20 protein-coding genes are annotated in these 19,451 nt (G+C 52.7%); 5 read left to right on the top strand and 15 right to left on the bottom strand.

All coding sequences use genetic code 11. The annotated features are described in order from the left end of the window. Positions 1-2: 2 nt before the first annotated feature. Positions 3-551 (bottom strand): Csu type fimbrial protein, encoded by a 549-nt coding sequence (locus tag A4308_RS18150; protein WP_032636170.1) that lies wholly within the window; start codon positions 549-551, stop codon positions 3-5. A gap of 12 nt (positions 552-563) precedes the next feature. Next, positions 564-1,136: a Csu type fimbrial protein gene (locus A4308_RS18155; RefSeq protein WP_045268915.1), complete on the bottom strand. Its 573-nt coding sequence runs from the start codon at positions 1,134-1,136 to the stop codon at positions 564-566. Positions 1,137-1,565: 429 nt separating this feature from the next. Here A4308_RS18155 and A4308_RS18160 point away from each other — a divergent pair, with 429 nt between their 5' ends. Next, on the top strand, positions 1,566-2,825 hold the full coding sequence (locus A4308_RS18160; protein WP_014884350.1) for a dicarboxylate/amino acid:cation symporter: 1,260 nt from the start codon (positions 1,566-1,568) through the stop codon (positions 2,823-2,825). A gap of 103 nt (positions 2,826-2,928) precedes the next feature. Here A4308_RS18160 and cheW read toward each other — a convergent pair whose 3' ends face one another. From cheW to flhD, 6 genes are all read right to left on the bottom strand, one after another. Further along, entirely contained in the window at positions 2,929-3,432 is a 504-nt protein-coding gene (cheW, locus tag A4308_RS18165) for a chemotaxis protein CheW (RefSeq protein WP_014884351.1), read from the bottom strand. 19 nt (positions 3,433-3,451) lie between these two features. Beyond that, entirely contained in the window at positions 3,452-5,494 is a 2,043-nt protein-coding gene (cheA, locus tag A4308_RS18170) for a chemotaxis protein CheA (protein ID WP_045281453.1), read from the bottom strand. Positions 5,495-5,498: 4 nt separating this feature from the next. Then, positions 5,499-6,428, bottom strand: a complete 930-nt coding sequence (gene motB / locus A4308_RS18175) for a flagellar motor protein MotB (protein WP_014884353.1) — start codon at positions 6,426-6,428, stop codon at positions 5,499-5,501. Continuing rightward, positions 6,425-7,312: a flagellar motor stator protein MotA gene (motA, locus tag A4308_RS18180; RefSeq protein WP_008500417.1), complete on the bottom strand. Its 888-nt coding sequence runs from the start codon at positions 7,310-7,312 to the stop codon at positions 6,425-6,427. The genes motB and motA overlap by 4 nt, the downstream gene beginning before the upstream one ends. A 123-nt stretch (positions 7,313-7,435) precedes the next feature. Continuing rightward, complete coding sequence (gene flhC, locus A4308_RS18185) at positions 7,436-8,014, bottom strand: flagellar transcriptional regulator FlhC (RefSeq protein WP_014884354.1); 579 nt, start codon at positions 8,012-8,014, stop codon at positions 7,436-7,438. A 2-nt stretch (positions 8,015-8,016) separates the two neighbouring features. After that, positions 8,017-8,367, bottom strand: a complete 351-nt coding sequence (gene flhD, locus A4308_RS18190; protein WP_013096050.1) for a flagellar transcriptional regulator FlhD — start codon at positions 8,365-8,367, stop codon at positions 8,017-8,019. Positions 8,368-9,161: 794 nt separating this feature from the next. Between flhD and uspC the strand changes: the two genes are divergently transcribed. Further along, positions 9,162-9,590 (top strand): universal stress protein UspC, encoded by a 429-nt coding sequence (gene uspC, locus A4308_RS18195; protein WP_014884355.1) that lies wholly within the window; start codon positions 9,162-9,164, stop codon positions 9,588-9,590. A gap of 16 nt (positions 9,591-9,606) precedes the next feature. On the opposite strand, the gene otsA is transcribed toward uspC, so the two are convergent. From otsA to araF, 5 genes are all read right to left on the bottom strand, one after another. Continuing rightward, on the bottom strand, positions 9,607-11,031 hold the full coding sequence (gene otsA, locus A4308_RS18200; protein WP_014884356.1) for an alpha,alpha-trehalose-phosphate synthase: 1,425 nt from the start codon (positions 11,029-11,031) through the stop codon (positions 9,607-9,609). After that, the gene (gene otsB, locus A4308_RS18205; protein ID WP_045281454.1) at positions 11,006-11,809 is read right to left on the bottom strand and encodes a trehalose-phosphatase; all 804 of its coding nucleotides are present in this window, start codon (positions 11,807-11,809) and stop codon (positions 11,006-11,008) included. Before otsB ends, otsA begins: the two co-directional genes overlap by 26 nt. 176 nt (positions 11,810-11,985) lie before the next feature. Then, complete coding sequence (gene araH / locus A4308_RS18210) at positions 11,986-12,966, bottom strand: arabinose ABC transporter permease AraH (RefSeq protein WP_014884358.1); 981 nt, start codon at positions 12,964-12,966, stop codon at positions 11,986-11,988. A 14-nt stretch (positions 12,967-12,980) separates the two neighbouring features. Next, positions 12,981-14,495: an L-arabinose ABC transporter ATP-binding protein AraG gene (araG, locus tag A4308_RS18215; protein ID WP_045281455.1), complete on the bottom strand. Its 1,515-nt coding sequence runs from the start codon at positions 14,493-14,495 to the stop codon at positions 12,981-12,983. A 71-nt stretch (positions 14,496-14,566) separates the two neighbouring features. Beyond that, positions 14,567-15,556, bottom strand: coding sequence for an arabinose ABC transporter substrate-binding protein AraF (araF, locus tag A4308_RS18220; protein WP_008500409.1), 990 nt, complete (start codon positions 15,554-15,556; stop codon positions 14,567-14,569). A gap of 789 nt (positions 15,557-16,345) precedes the next feature. On the opposite strand from araF, the gene A4308_RS18225 reads away from it, so the two are divergent. Together A4308_RS18225 and A4308_RS18230 are read left to right on the top strand one after the other, a co-directional pair. Then, positions 16,346-16,849: a non-heme ferritin-like protein gene (locus A4308_RS18225; RefSeq protein ID WP_014884361.1), complete on the top strand. Its 504-nt coding sequence runs from the start codon at positions 16,346-16,348 to the stop codon at positions 16,847-16,849. Positions 16,850-17,003: 154 nt separating this feature from the next. Continuing rightward, positions 17,004-18,347, top strand: coding sequence for an anaerobic C4-dicarboxylate transporter (locus tag A4308_RS18230; protein ID WP_063308693.1), 1,344 nt, complete (start codon positions 17,004-17,006; stop codon positions 18,345-18,347). Between the two features lie 42 nt (positions 18,348-18,389). Here A4308_RS18230 and A4308_RS18235 read toward each other — a convergent pair whose 3' ends face one another. After that, on the bottom strand, positions 18,390-18,641 hold the full coding sequence (locus A4308_RS18235; RefSeq protein WP_014884363.1) for a DUF2766 family protein: 252 nt from the start codon (positions 18,639-18,641) through the stop codon (positions 18,390-18,392). A gap of 108 nt (positions 18,642-18,749) precedes the next feature. Next, the gene (azuC, locus tag A4308_RS22580) at positions 18,750-18,833 is read right to left on the bottom strand and encodes a stress response protein AzuC (protein ID WP_014884364.1); all 84 of its coding nucleotides are present in this window, start codon (positions 18,831-18,833) and stop codon (positions 18,750-18,752) included. A gap of 237 nt (positions 18,834-19,070) precedes the next feature. On the opposite strand from azuC, the gene yecR reads away from it, so the two are divergent. Continuing rightward, the gene (gene yecR / locus A4308_RS18240) at positions 19,071-19,409 is read left to right on the top strand and encodes a YecR family lipoprotein (RefSeq protein ID WP_014884365.1); all 339 of its coding nucleotides are present in this window, start codon (positions 19,071-19,073) and stop codon (positions 19,407-19,409) included. Positions 19,410-19,451 lie beyond the last annotated feature (42 nt).

Below are 19,451 nucleotides of genomic sequence, written 5' to 3' on the forward strand. Positions count from 1 at the left end.
TATTACCATGACAAGGTCACGGTGAGCTGATCGGTATAGGTTCCTGCCGGGCTAAAGCCGGTCAGTAGCGCCACGCCAAACAGCGGCAGCGCGATGTTATTGCTGTTGGTATAGGTCACCGGTATTGCCTGGTTAACGCCAATTTCGCTGTTGGCGGCCAGCGAGCTGCTGCTGTAGAGCCGGTACGGCACCAGTTCTGTTCCTCCGGACCGCTTCATCCGACGGACGGATGAATAATTTTGACCGCCATTAATGCTCATGCTCAGCGCCACGCCCGGCGTACAGGCGATAGACAACGCCCCGTTTGGCACAAAGCTGGTACTGACTGGCGCGCTTTCCACCCCGTTATGGGTGCCAAAATCCAGCGTACCGAGAAGCCCCCCGCTACCGGTGGCCACCGCGCAACCCGGTACAATGGTCGCGCTGACCTTAAAGGACTGCGATGTCACCGCCCCCGCAGCAGGTATCAGCAACAGCCCGACGATCAGCGCGAAAAAAGGCTGCACGCTTCCCTCTGCGCGTTTGCGCAGACCTGTAAAAGGGGCCTTCATGGCAGTGCAGATCTAATAGGTCACGCTGACGTTAATCGTGTCGGTATAGGTGCCGGGTACCACCGTTACGCTGTTCCCGCCTCCGGTAATGCGGCCGTACAGGGTATAACTGTCGACCCCACCTGCCGTAGACGCGATCGGCAACGCGGTGTTATTGGCAATCACAGAGTTGAACCCGCTGTCGCTGTACAGGCTATACGCCACGCCCTGTGCCGCGTTGGCCGTATTGACCAGGTAGCGCTCAGGCGTCCCCGGCGACCCCACCACGGAGCCAGGGGCGGTGGAATGGGTATTGCCGGTTATCGCGACCGTATAGCTGGCGGTCGTACACTGGACGGTAAAGGTGTTTCCGCCGCTGGCACCGCTCAACTGCGTCGTAAGGGTGGAAAACGTTGCGGGATGGGTACCAAAATCGAGCGTCCCGAAGTTAATACCACTTTGCGTGGGCGAGCCGTTTATCAGGCAGCCGTTTGTCAGCGTCAGCGTCGCCCCGATGGTGCCGCTGCTGGTAACGGCCAGTGCCTGATTGACTACGGTCGTAGTCAGTAATGCGCCTGTACAGATCAAAAGGAGTTTTCTTTTCATTTACCACCCTCCAGAAGACGTCTCCGTTCCCTTGCAACATTTTATTTTTAACGTTCAAGATGTTAGCCCCGCTTAACGTTCCTCTGAGGGGGTTATTGAGAATTTAGTTTACGGATATCGCTTCGACCACCCGACGCAGGGTAGTCACAACCTATGTCTTATTGACAGCATTTATCCAGGAAAAACAGAAAGTTAAACGGAAATAAAAGAATATTCTGGCGCGCAGGCTGAGGATATATCCGCAAAAGTGTGATAAGTGTCACAATATATCGTCTGCGCATTAACAACAAAATTAATAAAACTTAAAAACTTGTTGTATCCCCCTACGCTTTGCGTCAATTTATGTGCCGAATAATTTCCCGCGCAGTAATAAAAAATCTATATGTATCGGCGCGGGTTACATCTGAAGCGCATAGAGGGTCTTTTTTCGTGGCAAGTGCAAACAAACTCACACTCTTCATCGTGATATTCATGCTGGCGGGTATTCTTTCAGGGGCAGCAATTCATGAATACGCATCTGCGGATGCCATTAAAGCCTGGTCGGATAATATTACCCTGCTGACCGACATCTTCCTTCGTCTGATCAAAATGGTTATTGCACCATTAGTGTTCAGTACGCTGACCGTCGGCATTATGAAACTGGGCGAAACCTCCACCATTGGCCGCGTTGGCGGTAAAGCGATGGTGTGGTTTATCAGCTCATCGGTACTCTCCATTCTGGTCGGACTGTTTATCGTCACGCTGGAGCATCCGGGAAGTGGTCTGAACCTGACGATCCCAACCGAAGCGGTAGATACCGGTCTTGCCGTTGGAGGCATGACGCTGAAAGCGTTTCTGTCTCACACTATTCCAACCAGTATCGCAGGCGCGATGTCGAACAATGAGATCCTGCAGATTGTGGTGTTCTCAATGTTCTTCGGTATCGGCGGTGCGTCGCTGGGGCAGAAATTCAACGCGCCGCTGGTTGCCGCGCTGGATGTGGTTTCCCATATCATGCTGAAGGTAACCGGTTACGTGATGTACGTTGCGCCGCTGGCCATCTTTGCGGCGATCTCCTCCGTCATTGCCACTCAGGGCTTAGGCATTCTGTTGAACTATGCCTCCTTTATTGGCGGTTACTATGTTGCCATCCTTCTCACCTGCCTGGTATTGCTCGCCGTGGGCTATATGGTTTTGAAAAAAGAGGTGTTTCGCCTGGTCAGCATGTTGAAAGACCCGGTACTGGTGGCGTTCACCACCAGCAGTTCTGAAGCCGCCTACCCTAAAACGCTGGAGCAACTGGAGCGTTTTGGCTGCTCACGCAATATCGCCTCTTTTGTTCTGCCAATTGGCTACTCCTTCAACCTGGTGGGGTCGATGGTGTACTGCTCGTTCGCGTCGATGTTTATCGCCCAGGCGTATAACATTCACCTGAGTTTCTCAGAGGTAACGGTACTGATGTTAACCCTGATGCTGGCGTCAAAGGGGATTGCGGGCGTACCGCGTTCGTCCCTGGTGGTGCTGGCTGCGACCATTCCAAGTTTTAATATCCCGGTAGCGGGCATTCTGCTGCTGATGGGGATCGACCACTTCCTGGATATGGGGCGTTCAGCCATTAACGTGCTGGGGAATGGGATTGCGACCGCGATGCTGTCGCAGAATGAAGGGGCGCGGGAAGCGGAAGCTGAGCTGGTAAAGCAGGAAGCGTAAGGATATGAAAGGGGTGAGGCCTGATGCCCTCACCCCGACCCTCTCCCACAGGGAGAGGGAGCAAACATAAAAAACGGCAACCGGGTTGCCGTTTTGCTTTTACCTACGCTACGTGATTCGCCGCGATATCCAGCAGCGCCATCTCTTCGCTGTTCAGCAGCTTCTCAATGTTCACCAGAATCAGCATACGCTCGCCGAGCGCACCCAAACCGGTCAGGTATTCGGTCGACAGGGTGACCGCAAACTCCGGCGCAGGGCGAATCTGGTCAGAGGTCAGAGAGAGCACGTCAGATACGCCATCCACCACGATACCCACCACGCGCTGCCCCAGGTTCAGGACGATCACCACGGTGTTGTCATTGTAGTCAACGTCGCCCTGGCTGAACTTCACGCGCAGATCGACGATGGGCACAATGACGCCGCGCAGGTTGGTGACACCTTTAATAAAAGCAGGTGTGTTAGCGATGCGGGTAACCTGATCGTAACCACGAATTTCCTGCACTTTAAGGATATCGATGCCGTACTCCTCATCGCCTAAAGTGAATACCAGGAATTCCTGTCCTGATGGCTCGCCCGCCAGTTTCGTTACATTACTCATACCGGTCATGTTTTTACCTTCTACTTAATCAGGCGGCTGTGTACGCCACACGTTGTTCACGATTTAATCCCTGAAGCGCCGACACATCGACGATCAGCGCCACGCTACCATCACCCAGAATGGTCGCGGCAGAAATACCAGGCACTTTGCGGTAGTTGCTTTCGAGGTTCTTCACCACCACCTGATGCTGACCAATCAGCTGATCAACCAGCAGCGCATAGCGACGGCCCGCACTTTGCAGGATCACAACGATGCCCTGCGTGGCCTCGGTCTTCGCGCCGTCCACTTCGAACACTTTCCACAGTTCCACCAGCGGCAGATATTCCCCGCGCACTTCGAGCACGCGCTCACCGCCCGCCAGCGGATGCAGATCTTCTTCACGCGGCTGCAGGGATTCCATCACCGCGTTCAGCGGAAGAATGAACACTTCGTCTGCCACTTTCACGGACATCCCGTCGAGGATCGCCAGCGTCAGCGGAAGCAGGATGCGAATGGTGGTGCCGGAACCCTGCTTAGACTGGATCTCAACGTGGCCGCCCATCTCCTGGATGTTACGTTTCACCACGTCCATGCCGACGCCGCGCCCGGAAACGTCAGTCACCTGCTCTGCGGTAGAGAAGCCGGGCGCGAAGATCAGCATCCCCACTTCTTCATCGGTCATGTTTTCGTTGACCGCCATGCCCTGCGAAATCGCCTTCGCCAGAATACGCTCGCGGTTAAGACCCGCGCCGTCATCGGTCACTTCGATGCAAATATTCCCGCCCTGATGTTCCGCAGAGAGAATCAAATTGCCCACCGGCGATTTTCCGGCAGCAATGCGGTTTTCCGGCAGTTCAATACCGTGGTCGAGGCTGTTACGCACGAGGTGCGTTAACGGGTCGATGATGCGCTCGATCAGGCTCTTATCCAGCTCGGTGGAGCTACCCATCAGCGTCAGTTCAATCTGTTTATTCAGTTTGCTCGCGAGATCGCGTACCAGGCGCGGGAAGCGGCTGAAGACATATTCCATCGGCATCATACGGATGGACATGACCGATTCCTGCAGATCGCGGGCGTTACGTTGTAACTGACCCATGCTGGTGATCAGATCGCCATGGGTAACCGGGTCCAGTTCATTAGAACGTTGTGCCAGCATCGACTGGGTGATCACCAGTTCGCCCACCAGGTTGATCAGCTGGTCAACCTTCTCAACGGCAACGCGAATGCTGGTGGATTCGCTGGAGCGCGCGGCCGGTTTTTCACCACGGGCAGGTGCAGCAGCGTCTTTTGGCACCGCTTTCAGCGCCGGGGCCGCAGGCGCGACAGCCGGGGCCGGCGCCTGAGCGGTGACGGCCACCTCTTCCTGCGCTACTGGAGCTTCCGCTTCGGCGGTTTCGGTTTCGGTTTCGAAGGCAATCTGGTCGGCTTCAATCACAAAGCACAGCACCGCCACGATATCGTCCTGGCCAATCCCGTCATCAAGCGTAGCGGCGAGGCTGTCTTTGCCTTTCACGACATTGCTTAACGTCGCCAGGTTACCCAGCTCTTCTTCCAGCAGGTTAACCTCATTCTCTTTCAGGCGTGAAAGCACAACACGCAATTTGCCCGCTTGCGCAGCGGCTGGCGCGGTTTCACCGGCACCAACCGCATCGACAACGCTCAGTTTTGCAGCAGGGACAACGGCTGCTGCGACCTCACCTTTTGCTTCCAGGGCGAGCTGGCGAAGCGCATTGCAGATATATTCAAAGCTGGCGGCATCAGGCTCTGCCGAACTTTTATAGGCGTCGAGCTGTTCCTGCATAATATCTTTGGTTTCCAAAAACAGGTTGATAATGTCGGTATTGAGCTGCATCTCACCGCGTCGTGCTTCATCCAGCAGGTTTTCCATTAAATGGGTTGTTTCCTGCAGGATGGTAAATCCAAACGTTCCGGCTCCGCCCTTAATGGAATGCGCCGCACGGAAGATGGCATTGAGCTGCTCGGAGTCCGGTGCTTCGGGCACCAGGTCGAGCAAATGTTGCTCCATATCGGCCAACAATTCGTCGGCTTCATCAAAGAATGTCTGGTAAAAATCGCTAATATCCATGCTCACGCTATCACCTCGGATTGGCTGGTGGCGATGTTGGAACGGCAGCCGAAGGAACGGCCCCAGGCTGTTTTAAATCGTCCAGTGACTCATTCTGACTTTCGGCGTTTTCATGCAGGATGGCCTGCTCCGCCTGCTGGTTCAGCACTAAAAGACTGATACGACGGTTGATGGCGTCATCCGGCCCGCGGTCGGAGACGCGCATGGTTGCTGCCATGCCGACCACGCGCAGTACCTTGCCATCATCAAGCCCACCGGCCACCAGCTCGCGACGCGAGGCGTTGGCACGATCGGCAGAAAGCTCCCAGTTGCTGTATCCCTTCTCCCCACTGGCGTACGGGAAATCATCCGTGTGGCCTGAGAGGCTGATTCGGTTAGGAATGCCGTTCAGCACCGGTGCAATAGCGCGCAGAATATCGCGCATGTACGGCTCAACCTCGGCGCTACCGGTTTTAAACATCGGGCGGTTCTGGCTATCAATGATCTGAATACGCAACCCTTCCTGCACCAGATCGATTTTCAGGTGCGGTCGCAGCGCACGCAGTTTGGGGTCAGCCTCAATCAGCTGATCGAGATCGCCACGCAGTTTTTTCAGACGCGCCTGTTCCATCTTCCTCTTCAGCTCGTCGATGTTCGGCTCTTTTTTCACCTCACCCTTCTGCTGGGTGTAATCATCACCGCCGCCAGGAATGGGGCTGTCGCTGTTAGAGATACGCGGCCCACCGGTCACTGCCGTCGCCAGCGGCGTACGGAAATATTCGGCAATCTGGATCAGTTCTTTCGGGCTGGAGATGGAGATCAGCCACATCACCAGAAAGAACGCCATCATTGCAGTCATAAAGTCGGCGTACGCGATTTTCCACGAGCCGTGCGCGCCATGCCCACCGCCCTTGTGCTTGCGTTTTTTTACGATGACGATCGGATGGGACTGGTTTTTCATGCGTCCTCAGTTGTCGTCTGTTGGTTTGGGTTTTTCACCGCGCGCACGTGTTCTTCAAGTTCGATAAACGACGGACGCTCGCTGGAGTAAAGCGTTTTACGGCCAAATTCAACCGCGATCGGCGGCGCATAACCGTTGAGGTTTGAGAGCAGCGTGATCTTCACGCACTGCATCATTTTGGTGGTTTCCGCGCTCTTCTGGCGCAGGACGCTGGCCAGCGGAGAGATAAAACCATAAGCCAGCAAAATACCGAGGAAGGTCCCTACCATCGCATGGGCAATCAGCGCGCCCAGTTCGGCCGCCGGACGATCCGCCGAGGCCAGGGCATGTACCACCCCCATCACCGCCGCAACGATACCGAAAGCCGGAAGCGAGTCACCCACCAGCGCCAGGCTGTTGGCCGGCACTTCAGATTCGCTTTCGTGGGTTTCGATCTCTTCATCCATCAGCGCTTCGATTTCGAAGGTATTCATATTGCCGCTGATGATGAGTCGCAGATAATCGACGATGAAATCCAGCATCATGGCATCAGCCAGAATGCGCGGATAGCTGGCAAAAATTTCGCTCTCTTTCGGGTTTTCAATATCCCGCTCAAGAGAGAACATCCCCTGCTGACGTGACTTCGCCATCAGGCGATAGAGCAGCGCCAGCAGATCCATATACATGCTTTTGGTATATTTCGAGCGACGGAACAGCAATGGAATGGCTTTCAACGTACCCTTGATGGATTTGCCGTTGTTACCAACGATAAAAGCCCCTACCCCTGCGCCGCCGATGATAATAAGTTCAGCCGGTTGATAGAGTGCTCCAAGGTGCCCGCCGGTCATCATGTAACCGCCGAAAACTGTACCGAGAACTACCAGGTAACCTAATAAGATAAGCACGACATCATCCTTCCGCTAGTGACTATGGCAAGGACGTTCAGTTCGTAGCGTTTACCGTTTGAGGGGTAAAAAAAAGCAGCGGTAATGACTTACCGCTGCTGGAATCTTGCCCACACGTTCGGGTTAAACAGCTTGTTCGATCTGTTCATCCAGCAGTTGTGGAATAATATCGGCAGCATCCCGGGAAAGTTTACGTCTTTTTACTGCGCGGGATGGAGGCTGGCATAAACTACAGGCGAAGCTGCCAACAGGCTGATGAGCATGGGTAATAAAATTGCCATCGCAGCAATTGCAGCGCGACAATTCAAGCATTCCGCTCTCAACAAAACGTACCAGCGTCCATGCGCGGGTCAGTGCCAGCAGGGGGCCTTCGTCCTGCTGCGGGCATTGTTCAAGGTAAAGTTTATACGCTTTGATCACGGCGTCGACGCCGCTACACAAACCGGTTTTCAGAAGGTATTGCCAGGCGTTACAGAACATCGATGCGTGGATATTTTGCTCCCACGTCATAAACCAGTCTGTCGAAAACGGCAACATGCCTTTCGGCGGGGGACTACCACGTAACTCTTTATACAGTTTAATGAGGCGACCACGGCTCAGCTGAGTCTCGCTTTCCAGCATTTGTAAACGAGCACCCAGCGTAATCAGCTCCATGGCAAGCTGTATGTCACGCGCTTCCTGAACAATGCTTTTCTCGCTCATTGCTAGGCCCTTTTCTTACGGGCTGCGTCATCAGGCTGGCTGATTTCGTTAAGCAAGCGAGTGGAGAGAAGAATACCGGTATGGATCTGTTGCAGATCGTCAACACGGGATTCCTGCGTCAGACGCGTGATCGTCTGCGGATTGTCAAAACGGAACTGGCAAACCAGTTGATTCGTTTCGGCCAGTTTTACCATCTGCGGGAGGGTTAAACCACCCAGCATGGTTGCCATTTCTTCGTTAATACCCAGACGAAACATCGCGGACGCTTTGTCCTGACTAATTAAACGCTGCGCGAGCAGTAAATATGACAAATTGATGTCATAGATATGTTTTAGCAACTCGGATGTATGCATTGTTCCCATCCCGAATAACCAACTATTATTTTTATGCGGAAAGACCGCACCCCGTGATGTCGCCGGGAAATCACCCGGTATAAAAAGAAAAGGCTAAATGCATAGTTGAATCTAGGTTTGTATTCATCGAAACGCGCAAGAGTCGAAACGCAGTAACGTCTCTTACGTGGTTTATCATTTCTTACAAATAACTAAGATTTTTCCTAATTCGACGCAAACTCTACTCGTCAGATTTGCCACATACAATGCAGCCACCCTCAAATTTAAAAAAAATGTGATCCACGTCACACAATTTAAGTGAATATCCTCCATAAATCCATCAGTATGACTTGTAGTTTGTTCATTTTTTGCCCAATTGGCACAGTTTTGTATTCTTAATCGACGAATAGTCATGCAGAAGGGTGAAGCGAACTGGCATGTATCGTGCTTTTCCTGCCGTGAGCGCGCCCCGGAAACCTTCACAAGATGCTCATCTTAAGGAAACATTTTTCTTACCGTGAAAAAACATAGAGTTATGCAAGCCGCCCACAAAAATTGTTTCAGAGCGTGATCATTCGAAATATGTTTATAACGGGTTAAAACGATTTAACGGCAAAAGAGGGAAATTGTGTGATTTACGTTAAGTTGTTAATTTTTTTCATTTAGCCGCGTTTTTCAGTTATTCTTCTTATAAGAATAATTAATGAATAATTATGATAAGCTTCACACTAATGTCGTAATCCCCTCTTGCAGATCCTGGTCATTCGAGGTAATGGTGATCACACGCTGTCTTTCAGACATCTAAGGAGTGCGACATGAGTTACTCCCATCTGCTTGTATCTGTTGCTGTTTCCCCCGAAAGCCATCTGCTTGTTTCCCGGGCCGTGTCCATCGCCAGGCCCAGCAATGCGCGCATTAGCCTCATCACGCTTGCAGCCGAACCCGAGATGTATAATCAGCTGGCAGCCCCCATGCTGGAAGATATTCGTGAGGTATTGCAGGAAGAAACACAGCAATTTCTGCGAGAGTTGGTAGAAAAGGCACAATATCCTGTTTACGAGACCGTAATTGCGACCGGTGAACTTAATGCTCATATTCTCGACATGTGTCGCAAACAGAATATTGATTTAGTAATTTGCGGGAACCATAACCACAGCTTTTTATCTCGCGCAGCTTGCGCGGCAAAATCGATTGTCGCTTCAAGCCAGGTTGATGTGCTGTTAGTGCCGCTTGGGGGGTCGTAAACCCCCCGGAGGAATATCAGGCGAGTTTAGGGAATGTTGCGATCTTTTTTTGCAGATCGCCTTCATGGCTTTGCGGCGTTATTTCGCGGAGATCCTGAATAAAACGCGCCTGCCAGTGATTAATATCGTTCTTACGGATCGTTTCCATCATCTCAGCATGGCGTGAAATGCGCTCCGTCAGCGGCATGGTCAACGCGCGGTTGAGGGCATTAGCCACGTCATCCCTATCGTAAGGGTTCACGATAAGCGCTGACGTGAGCTCATTCGCCGCCCCGGCAAACTGGGAAAGCACCAGTACCCCCGGGTCCGCCGGGTCCTGAGCCGCCACATACTCTTTTGCCACCAGGTTCATCCCGTCACGTAACGGGGTGACCAGCCCCACGTCTGCATAGCGGAAGACTTTCATCAGGATTTTGCGGTCAAAATGCTGATTCAGGTAAAAGAGCGGCGTCCAGCCAAGCTGACCATAGCGACCATTGATGCGCCCCGCTTCCGTTTCCAGCTGGTGACGAATATCCTGGTAGGCCTGAACTTCACCGCGCGACGTTGGCGCTATCTGGGTATAACGAATTTTACCGTGGTGCTGAGGGTATTTATCCAGCAGCGTTTCATAGGCCAGGAAGCGTTCCGGTAGCCCTTTGGAATAATCCAGACGCTCTACCGAGAAGATATTCTTCACATGCTTAAGTTCATTCTTCAGCTGCGCCAGCTTCGGCGGCAGCGGGCCGGAAGCCTGATCCGCAATCTCGTCGGGTTCAATCCCAATCGGATACACTTCGGTGTGGAAGGTTTTTCCCCACGCCGTATGGGTCTTGCCGCCTTTTGTCATCAGTCGCGTTTTACCTGACACCGAATCCAGGAACGCGAGGCGGTCATTTTCGGTCTGGAAGCCCAATAAATCGTAATCACACAGCCCCTCCAGCAGCGCTTCATGCGGCGGCAGTGCGGTAAAGATCTCCGGCGTCGGGAACGGTATGTGCAGGAAGAAGCCAATCCGGTTGTTTACTCCCCTTTTACGCAGCTCTCGGGCGAAGGGCAGCAGGTGGTAATCGTGGATCCATAAAATATCGTCTTCCTCTATAAGAGGCAGCAGTTTATCCGCCAGCAGCGCGTTGACGCGCGAGTAGCCTTCGAAGGATTCACGCTGGAATTTGACCAGGTCAAGACGATAATGAAACGCAGGCCACAGCACGGCGTTGGAGAATTGCGAGTAATACTCGTCATAGTCTTTCTCTTTCAGCGCAAAGGATGCCCACGTGATATTCCCACGCGTCACTTTGTTAAGCGGTTTCTCTTCTTCACTGATTTCACCACTCCAGCCAAACCACAGCCCACCAGCAGCTTTCAAGGCACCTAACACCCCTACCGCCAGGCCACCTGCACTGGATTTTTTATCATCAGGCGGTGCAATTCGGTTAGAGACGACGACTAAGCGACCCATAATGGTTTCCCCCTTTGTTTTGCGCTATTTGTTGTTGTTGCTGGTTAGCGATATCAGATATCCACTGCCAGACGGCGTCGACATTTGCCAGACGCCATTCTGCAACAGTGTTACCAGGCCCCACCTTAACGGCGATCCCTCCGGCCTGATTCACCACGCGAAATCCGGCCTCGTCGGTCAGATCATCGCCTAAAAATACCGGTATACGTCCCTTAAATGGCGGTTCCGCCATAAACGCCGCAATAGCAGCACCTTTATTAATGCCCTCAGGTTTTATCTCAACGACACACTTCCCCGGCTGCAGCGCGAGCTGCGGGTGTGCATCGGCCACGCTACGGGCAATCGAAAATATCGCTGCTTCGTGATGCGGTGCCTGCCGATAGTGCAAGGCGAATGCCATGCCTTTCGCTTCCAGTTCCGTACCCGGGAGTGACGCCAGCGCCGAGGAGAGTTCAGTGTGTAACGCCTGAATTAAGGTATCGGGGAGTGATACAACATGCAGTTGATCATGGATATCGCGGCGCTCCGCTCCGTGTACACCGGCTAGCGGAAAGTGGTAAGGACTGGCGAGCACATCCAGCTCGGCCATTGAGCGCCCTGAAATCAATGCCAATGCGCCCTCGTTCAGTCGAGAGAGCTGCTGCAAATTCTCTAGCACCGTATCCGGTACGACCACGTCGTCAGGATGCGGCTGGATCCCGGCGAGCGTCCCGTCGAGGTCAAAAAAGAAAGCATATTTTCCGGGCAGTACAGGCGGTGCGGTTAACGAGTCAGCCACCCTTTTCCTCCTTACAGTTGATGAGAGGTAAACGCCTTTACCTCTTTCATAGCCATGTAAGTATAGACAGTGTGATGGGGCTCGCCATTTGACAACCGCCCCGCCAGCAAAACTGGCGAGGCGGTTCAGGGGTCAACTATGGTTATAAGTTGAGCAATAAAAAGTCAGCGTCGGGGTTACACGGTACGCTTTGCTTTTTGCTTGTAACGGTCGAATATCACCGCCGCCAGCAGGATCAGACCACGCACCACGTACTGAGAGAACGGCGAAATATTCAGCAGGTTCATGGCGTTCTCTACCGTCCCTAAAATCAGGATACCGGCCACCACATATGAGATTTTTCCGATGCCACCCTTGAGGGAAACACCCCCTAAAACGCAGGCAGAAATGACGATCAGCTCATAACCAATCGAGGTCATTGGCTGGCCGCTCGTCATACGCGAGGCCAGAATAATCCCGGCGGCGGCAGAAACCAGTCCCGAGAGGACAAAGATAATAATCTTAGTACGCACCACCGGCACACCGGCAAGACGTGCGGCTTCTTCATTGCCCCCGATCGCCAGAGTATTGCGGCCAAACGTGGTCCGGTTGAGCAGGAAGCCGAACAGGATCAGGCAGGCCACGGTGAGCCAGATTGGCGCAGGCAGGCCCAGCCAGTTGGCGTAACCTAGCGTAAAGAAGCGCTCGTCTTCAATCCCGACCGCTTTACCGTCGGAGATGATATAGGCCAGACCTCGCACAATTTGCATCGTCGCAAGCGTGGTTATCAGGGCGTTAATCTTCAGACGAGCAATGACAAAACCGTTCACCAGGCCGCTAAGCACGCCGAGTAACAGACCCGCCAGCACGCCAATCCACAGGCTTTCTGTCATGTTGATCACCACGGCGGTGGTCACGCCCGCACAGGCAATAACAGAGGCCACCGACAGGTCGAAATCACCGGAGGCCAGACAGAACAGCATACCGCAGGCCACCATGCCGGACATGGAAATGGCCAGGCCCAATCCTTTCATATTAATGAAAGTGGCAAAGTTAGGGACGAAGATCGCACAGGCGACGAAAAGTGCGGCAAAGACCACCAGCATGCCGTACTGATCCCAGATACGACCAAAACTAAAAGCCGACTTCGGCGCTCCGGATGTAGTAACAGAGGACATCATTAACTCCTTACTCAGGCGACTGCCTGGCTGACTTTAGGCATGGCGAGGTTCAACGCCTGTTGTTCATTCGCCTGTTCATGAAGTAATTCACCGGCGATTTCGCCTTCACGCATCACCACAATGCGGTCGGCAACGCCAAGCACCTCCGGCAGATCGCTGGAGGCGAAAAGTACCGCCACGCCGCGTTTTGCCAGTTCATAGATCACGTTATAAATCTCGTGTTTTGCGCCCACATCGATACCGCGCGTCGGCTCATCCAGCAAAATGACCTTCATGTCTTCCGACAACCAGCGGCCTAAAATGGCTTTCTGCTGGTTCCCCCCTGACAAATTCATAATCAGCTGTTCCGGGCCGGGCGTTTTAATATTCAGCGAGCGAATATGGTGGTCGGCATTGCTCGACTCCCAGCTGTCGTTTATCAGGCAACCCGCGCGAATAAACTTACGGCGGGCGGAAATATTGATGTTGTCACGCACCGAATGTACCGGAATGATCCCTTCCGCTTTGCGGTCTTCCGGACAGAGCATCATTCCTGCCCTGATTGCGTGGGCGGGTTTCTGGATATCAACCCGCTCACCGTCGATGGAGACCCGCCCTGCGGAAATGCGGGTCCCCCCGAACAAGCCTTTCATTAATTCGCTGCGCCCCGCCCCTACCAGGCCAAACAGCCCGACGATCTCGCCGCTGCGGACGGATAATGAAACCGGTGTTCTCACGCCTGGCGCTTTCACGTTTTCCAGCCGCAGGCGTTCAGGGCCATACTCGCGCGGCTTCCAGTGATAGATATCGCCCAGATCGCGCCCGACCATCGCCTGAACAAGCTGGTCATGGTTAACCTGCTGCATATCGCTAAAGGTGCGCACATAGCGCCCATCTTTAAAGACGGTAATGGCATCGCTCAGGGCAAATATCTCTTCCATACGGTGCGAGACATACAAAATGGTGCGTCCTTCCTGTCGCAACTCGCGGATCACGCGGAACAGGTTTTCGATTTCACGCTTGGAGAGCGAGCTGGTGGGTTCATCGAAAGCAATAATTTTGGCGTTGCGCGCCAGCGCCTTGGCAATTTCAACCATCTGCCACTGGCCGATGGAGAGATATTTCAGCGGCGTCTGGGGATCGACATCCAGACCAAGATGTTTAAGCTGCAGCCCCGCTTCATAATTAAGTAGCGAACGGTTCACCACGCCGCCTTTGTGCGGAAGCTGGCCTAAATAGATATTTTCCGCCACGGTCATCTCGGGAATAAGGTGCAATTCCTGATAGATAATGGCCACCCCGGCATTAAGCGCCGCCGTGGTATCGGCGAAGGCCATCTCTTCGCCGCGAATAGCCAGCGTGCCGGTTGTTGGCGCGTAGTTGCCGCTGAGGATTTTTAACAGCGTGGATTTCCCCGCTCCGTTTTCCCCCATCAGGGCGTGAACCTGTCCGGCATAGCAGTCAAAGCTGATATCGGTCAGCGCATTAACACCGGGGAACGTTTTCCCGATGCCGCGAAAAGAGAGATAGGGATGAGACTGTTGCATAACGACTCCGTGATTCCTGTAGTCTGTACGTCTGGCCCCTTACGGCGAGTAAGGGGCACAATCACAGCGTATTACTTACCGCCCAGTCCTTTTTTCGCCAGTTCCTCTTTGAAGTTGTCGCGGGTGATCAGCACCACGTCGGTCACTTCGGTAAATTTCGGCGGTTCAGCGCCTTTGGTTACCCAGTTGTAGAGCATTTCGCTGGATTTGTAGCCGTGGACATCCGGGCTTGGCAGCAGAGAACCGTAGAAGCCGGTGGCCTGCGCTTTGGAAAGCTCACTGACGGCGTCAACGCCGTTGATGCCAATTCCGATCACATCGGGCGCTTTAAAGCCCTGGCCTTCTGTCGCACGGACCCCACCCAGCACGGTGTTATCGTTCATACCGACCACCAGCCAGTGCTTCACTTCCGGGTGCTGAACCAGCATGGAGTTCGCGGCGTCAAATGCCCCCGGGATATCGTTGGATTTGGTCGGGACTTTATAGATCTGTTTCTCCGGGAAACCGGCCGCTTTCAGCGCGTCCATTGAGCCCGTCGTGCGACGACGTGCTGTGTCCAGCTCATCAGCGGTAATGGCCATGACGGCGGTCTCTTTCACATCCCAGCCGCGTTTCTGCATTTCTTTATAGAGTTCCTGACCCTGACGTTCGCCGATTTTGGTCGCCGCCATCATGACCAGGGGCACGCTGTCCATCGGTTTGCCTTTGGCATTCACGAACTGATCGTCAACGGCAATGACTTTCATGTCATAACCGCGGGCTTTCGCCGCAATGGCGGACCCCAGTTTCGGATCCGGTGTACAGATAACAAAACCTTTTGCACCGCTGGCCGCCAGGCTGTCGATGGCGTTCAGCGTTTTCTCACCGTCGGGCACGGCGATTTTAATCACTTCAAAACCTAAATCTTTCCCGGCTTTATCTGCGAATTTCCACTCGGTCTGGAACCAGGGTTCTTCGGGCTGTTTTACCAGAAAACCGAGTTTTAAATTCTCAGCGATAGCGGATTGTGACATAACGGCAGCCAGACCGATGGCCGCCAGCGCTTTAGTAAATTTGTGCATGGTTAACTCCAGCTTTAGCATTCTTTTCTGTAGGGAATATTTGCGTGCTTCTTATTTAATCGGACTTAAAACAAGGCATTAGCGCTTACCTCGTCATAAGCGTTATTGCTGGTGATAGTTTTAGCGGGAAATTAATCATCCATAAGAGAGCCTCATCACACCGCAGAATTACAGTAATTGCGTACATAAATTCAGCGAAAAATGACATAAAAAAGGCAGGATTTGTCAGACAAATAAACGAGGTGTGAGCAGAATTATCCATAAGATTAGCTAAGAAGTCCCTGATGCCATTAGACCTGTCACGCCGGGGCTAAGGGTTGAAAGGAACATCCTGCTTTCCATCAAAAAAACACACTCGCGCTGAAAATATATTCCCCGGCAAAAATTGATTTAGCGCAATTTTAATGAAACATCATATATGCGAAATGAATTATCTGTATTAATTGTTTTCCCAGATAATTATTCCGGCGCAATACTCCCGAAACACAAATCGCAGCACTAAAAACAGACTATCTCTTTATTATCAGTAAGATAGTGAGATTTCATTTCATGGGAATCTATTTGCATATTTGTACTATATTAAATTTTGTAATGTATGGTAAAAACAGCGGGATTAAGACTTTTCTTAAATTAAAGACAACGGTATGCTTATTTATATCGAACACAGGAAGTGAATTTCGGTCAGCTTTGGCACTGCAGAATCTCTTTTTCTGCTCTATTTCTTCGTATTTGCCTGGCGCTCAGGTTAAGCAACGGACATCACGTCCCACAGTCTATAAGGATATGAGTATGGCTACCCAAACGATGATGCAAAAACTTAACGCGCAGATGAACCTTGAGTTTTACGCCTCAAATCTGCACCTTTACCTCAGTGCGTGGTGTTCCGAGAAAAGCCTTACGGGCTCTGCCACGTTCTTTCGTTCACAGGCCCAAAGCAACGTCACCCACATGATGCGCGTCTTTAATTTCCTGAAAGCGGCGGGAGCAAACCCGGTTGTTAAAGCCCTGGAGGGGATCAACGATAATTACTCTTCTCTGGAAGAATTGTTTGAAAAGACGCTGGAAGAGTATGAACAGCGTTGCACGACGCTCAACAAGCTGGCCGATGAAGCCAGAGCGCAGCATGACATGACCACGCTGAAATTCCTGCGCGATATGGATAAAGAGCAGCAGCAGGACGGAATGCTGCTGAAAACCCTTGCGGACGAGATCCATAATGCGCAACAGGCAGGTTTGTGCCCGGAACAAACCGATCGCCACCTGCTCGACATTGTCACAGTGCAGCATCACTGACGCTTTTGACCTGCTCCCGTTCGGAGCAGGTTACCTTCCCTGCGCCAACCTTCTGCTTTTGCTGAGATTTAACAAATCAGATCTCGCTCCCAATGATTAACCACACAACATGTAATGATTTATTTAATTACATAATCATTGACGAGGGAGCAGCATGATCACCATTGAGTTTATTGTCATTCTCCTCTGCCTGCTGACGGGTACACGTTTCGGCGGCATGGGGCTTGGGTTAATCAGCGGGATTGGCCTTTTTATTTTGTGTTTTGTCTTTGGTCTCCAGCCCGGCAAGCCGCCGGTTGACGTGATGTTGACCATTCTCGCCGTGATTGGTTGTGCAGCCACCCTGCAAACTGCCGGCGGGCTCAATGTCATGATGCAATTTGCCGAACGCCTCCTGCGCAAACATCCGCAGCACATCACGCTTCTCGCCCCGTTTACCACCTGGATGCTGACCTTTCTCTGCGGTACCGGCCATGTGGTCTACACCATGTTCCCCATCATTGCGGATATCGCCCTGAAAAAAGGGATCCGACCCGAGCGCCCAATGGCCGTGGCATCGGTAGCATCGCAGATGGCAATCACGGCATCACCGGTTTCCGTCGCCGTCGTGTCGCTGGTCTCCATCCTGGCCGCCCAGCATGGGATCGGTCACGCGTGGGGGATCCTGGAAATACTCGCCGTGTCGGTTCCCGCTTCACTTTTTGGTGTCGCCATTGCTGCCCTGTGGAGTTTACGCCGCGGGAAAGATTTGTCTGACGACAGGGAGTTTCAGGAAAAACTAAAAGATCCAAAGCAGCGTGAGTTTATCTATGGCGGTACGGAGACGTTAATGAATCAACGTTTTCCGAAGCAGGCTTACTGGTCGACCTGGATTTTCTTTGCCGGTATTGCCGTGGTTGTCCTGCTCGGGGCCTTCCCCGAACTGCGCCCCGCCTTCGAGCTGAAAGGCAAAATAACGGCGCTGTCGATGAACCTGGTCATTCAGATGATGATGCTCATTGCCGGTGCCGTGATGCTGATGGCCTGCAAGGTCAATGCCTCAGCCATTTCTAACGGCGCGGTATTTAAGGCCGGTATGGTGGCGATTTTCTCGGTGTTCGGGGTGGCGTGGATGAGCGATACCTTTTTCCAGGCGCATCTCGACGAGTTAAAACTGGCGCTGGAAGGCGTGGTGAAAAGCCATCCGTGGACGTATGCCATCGTGCTTTTCCTGGTGTCGAAGCTGGTGAACAGCCAGGCGGCTGCCCTGACGGCCGTGGCGCCAATGGGGCTGATGCTGGGGATCGATCCAAAAATGCTGATCGCCTTTTTCCCGGCGTCATACGGCTATTTTGTTCTGCCGACCTATCCCAGTGATTTAGCCTGCATCGGCTTCGATCGCTCAGGAACCACCCGCATCGGCAAATTCATCATTAACCACAGCTTCATTCTGCCCGGGTTAATCGGTGTGAGCTGCGCGTGTGCGGCGAGCTACCTGCTGGTACAGACTTTCTTTTAAAGGCATCAACGGGCGACTTACGCGGTCGCCCGTTTGCAGATATTAATGCGACTCGCCCTGCGGGGTGAAGCGCAGCTCAATCAGCGCGATGGCTTTCTGGATCGCACGAAGCGTCACCGGGTCAGCGGCGGCAGGATGGCTGGTGAAATCAATGTTTCTCAGCTGCGTGGACATCTTCTCGCGGACTTCAACCGGGGCAATGACATCCAGAACATCAAGGATTTGTTTAATAACCAGCTGACAGGCAACAACGTCAGAGACCAGTTCCTGATCGGCGCTCAGGTTTTGTGACATGGGGCTTCTCCTTATTTAAAGGCCGCCATAGTATCAAAACGCAGCCCCTGACATCTCCCCTTCGTCACCAGCAGGGACAAAAAAACCCGCCGAAGCAGGTTTTTTTTATCAGAACATGGCGCCCGGCGGCACGTCTTTAAAGGTGCGGCAGTAATTGGCCCACATACTTTTGAGGATTTTGCGCAGTTTCATTGTGATGCTCCATTAACTTGTCATACAGCTTTATCGTCAATGCGCCTATAATATGACCACCATCACAAAAATCAATGTTTTTGTGACATGCATCACAATTCAATTTACTGCAACACCTGTTAGCCAGCAAAACCGCGAACAAAATCAAAGAGAGAAGGCAGATCGTCCGGCTATTCCTGGCATTGGGCTACGTCTCTGCGGGTACGATAACGTATCTCCATCCACTCAGAGCGAACCATGAAAAGAGTCATCGTAGCCGGTACGATCCTGCTGCTCGCGGGATGCAGCGTTAACCGTCAGGCGGAAATCAGTAGCCTCGACGCACCAAACGGCATTGTCCGCCTCGATTACGGTCAGGCCGTGCTGCAAAATGCCTGGTCTGACGAATATGTAAATAACGGCACCGCAGTGAAAGCCTGCCAGGGTATGGGGTATGCCACCGCGTCTGCCTACGGGCAACCCGTCAAAACCTGTACGCTGATAAGCGGCTCTTTGTGCCTTAACGAAAGCGTGACCATTCAGTATAAATGCATGGGTTATGCCGTTAACCCTAAGTCAAATAATCCCTGGTATTAATCCAAGCTGCCAGCGTTTGCTGGCACTTTATTTAACTAAGAA

Origin of the sequence: Enterobacter sp. ODB01, assembly GCF_001623605.1 — a bacterium.
Classification (GTDB): domain Bacteria; phylum Pseudomonadota; class Gammaproteobacteria; order Enterobacterales; family Enterobacteriaceae; genus Enterobacter; species Enterobacter kobei.

Coding starts and splice junctions, on each gene's coding strand:
- A4308_RS18150 (WP_032636170.1), bottom strand. CDS start 551: ATGAAGGCCCCTTTTACAGGTCTGCGCAAACGCGCAGAGGGAAGCGTG.
- A4308_RS18155 (WP_045268915.1), bottom strand. CDS start 1,136: ATGAAAAGAAAACTCCTTTTGATCTGTACAGGCGCATTACTGACTACG.
- cheW (WP_014884351.1), bottom strand. CDS start 3,432: ATGACCGGTATGAGTAATGTAACGAAACTGGCGGGCGAGCCATCAGGA.
- motB (WP_014884353.1), bottom strand. CDS start 6,428: ATGAAAAACCAGTCCCATCCGATCGTCATCGTAAAAAAACGCAAGCAC.
- flhC (WP_014884354.1), bottom strand. CDS start 8,014: ATGAGCGAGAAAAGCATTGTTCAGGAAGCGCGTGACATACAGCTTGCC.
- flhD (WP_013096050.1), bottom strand. CDS start 8,367: ATGCATACATCCGAGTTGCTAAAACATATCTATGACATCAATTTGTCA.
- uspC (WP_014884355.1), top strand. CDS start 9,162: ATGAGTTACTCCCATCTGCTTGTATCTGTTGCTGTTTCCCCCGAAAGC.
- otsA (WP_014884356.1), bottom strand. CDS start 11,031: ATGGGTCGCTTAGTCGTCGTCTCTAACCGAATTGCACCGCCTGATGAT.
- araH (WP_014884358.1), bottom strand. CDS start 12,966: ATGTCCTCTGTTACTACATCCGGAGCGCCGAAGTCGGCTTTTAGTTTT.
- araG (WP_045281455.1), bottom strand. CDS start 14,495: ATGCAACAGTCTCATCCCTATCTCTCTTTTCGCGGCATCGGGAAAACG.
- araF (WP_008500409.1), bottom strand. CDS start 15,556: ATGCACAAATTTACTAAAGCGCTGGCGGCCATCGGTCTGGCTGCCGTT.
- A4308_RS18225 (WP_014884361.1), top strand. CDS start 16,346: ATGGCTACCCAAACGATGATGCAAAAACTTAACGCGCAGATGAACCTT.
- A4308_RS18230 (WP_063308693.1), top strand. CDS start 17,004: ATGATCACCATTGAGTTTATTGTCATTCTCCTCTGCCTGCTGACGGGT.
- A4308_RS18235 (WP_014884363.1), bottom strand. CDS start 18,641: ATGTCACAAAACCTGAGCGCCGATCAGGAACTGGTCTCTGACGTTGTT.
- azuC (WP_014884364.1), bottom strand. CDS start 18,833: ATGAAACTGCGCAAAATCCTCAAAAGTATGTGGGCCAATTACTGCCGC.
- yecR (WP_014884365.1), top strand. CDS start 19,071: ATGAAAAGAGTCATCGTAGCCGGTACGATCCTGCTGCTCGCGGGATGC.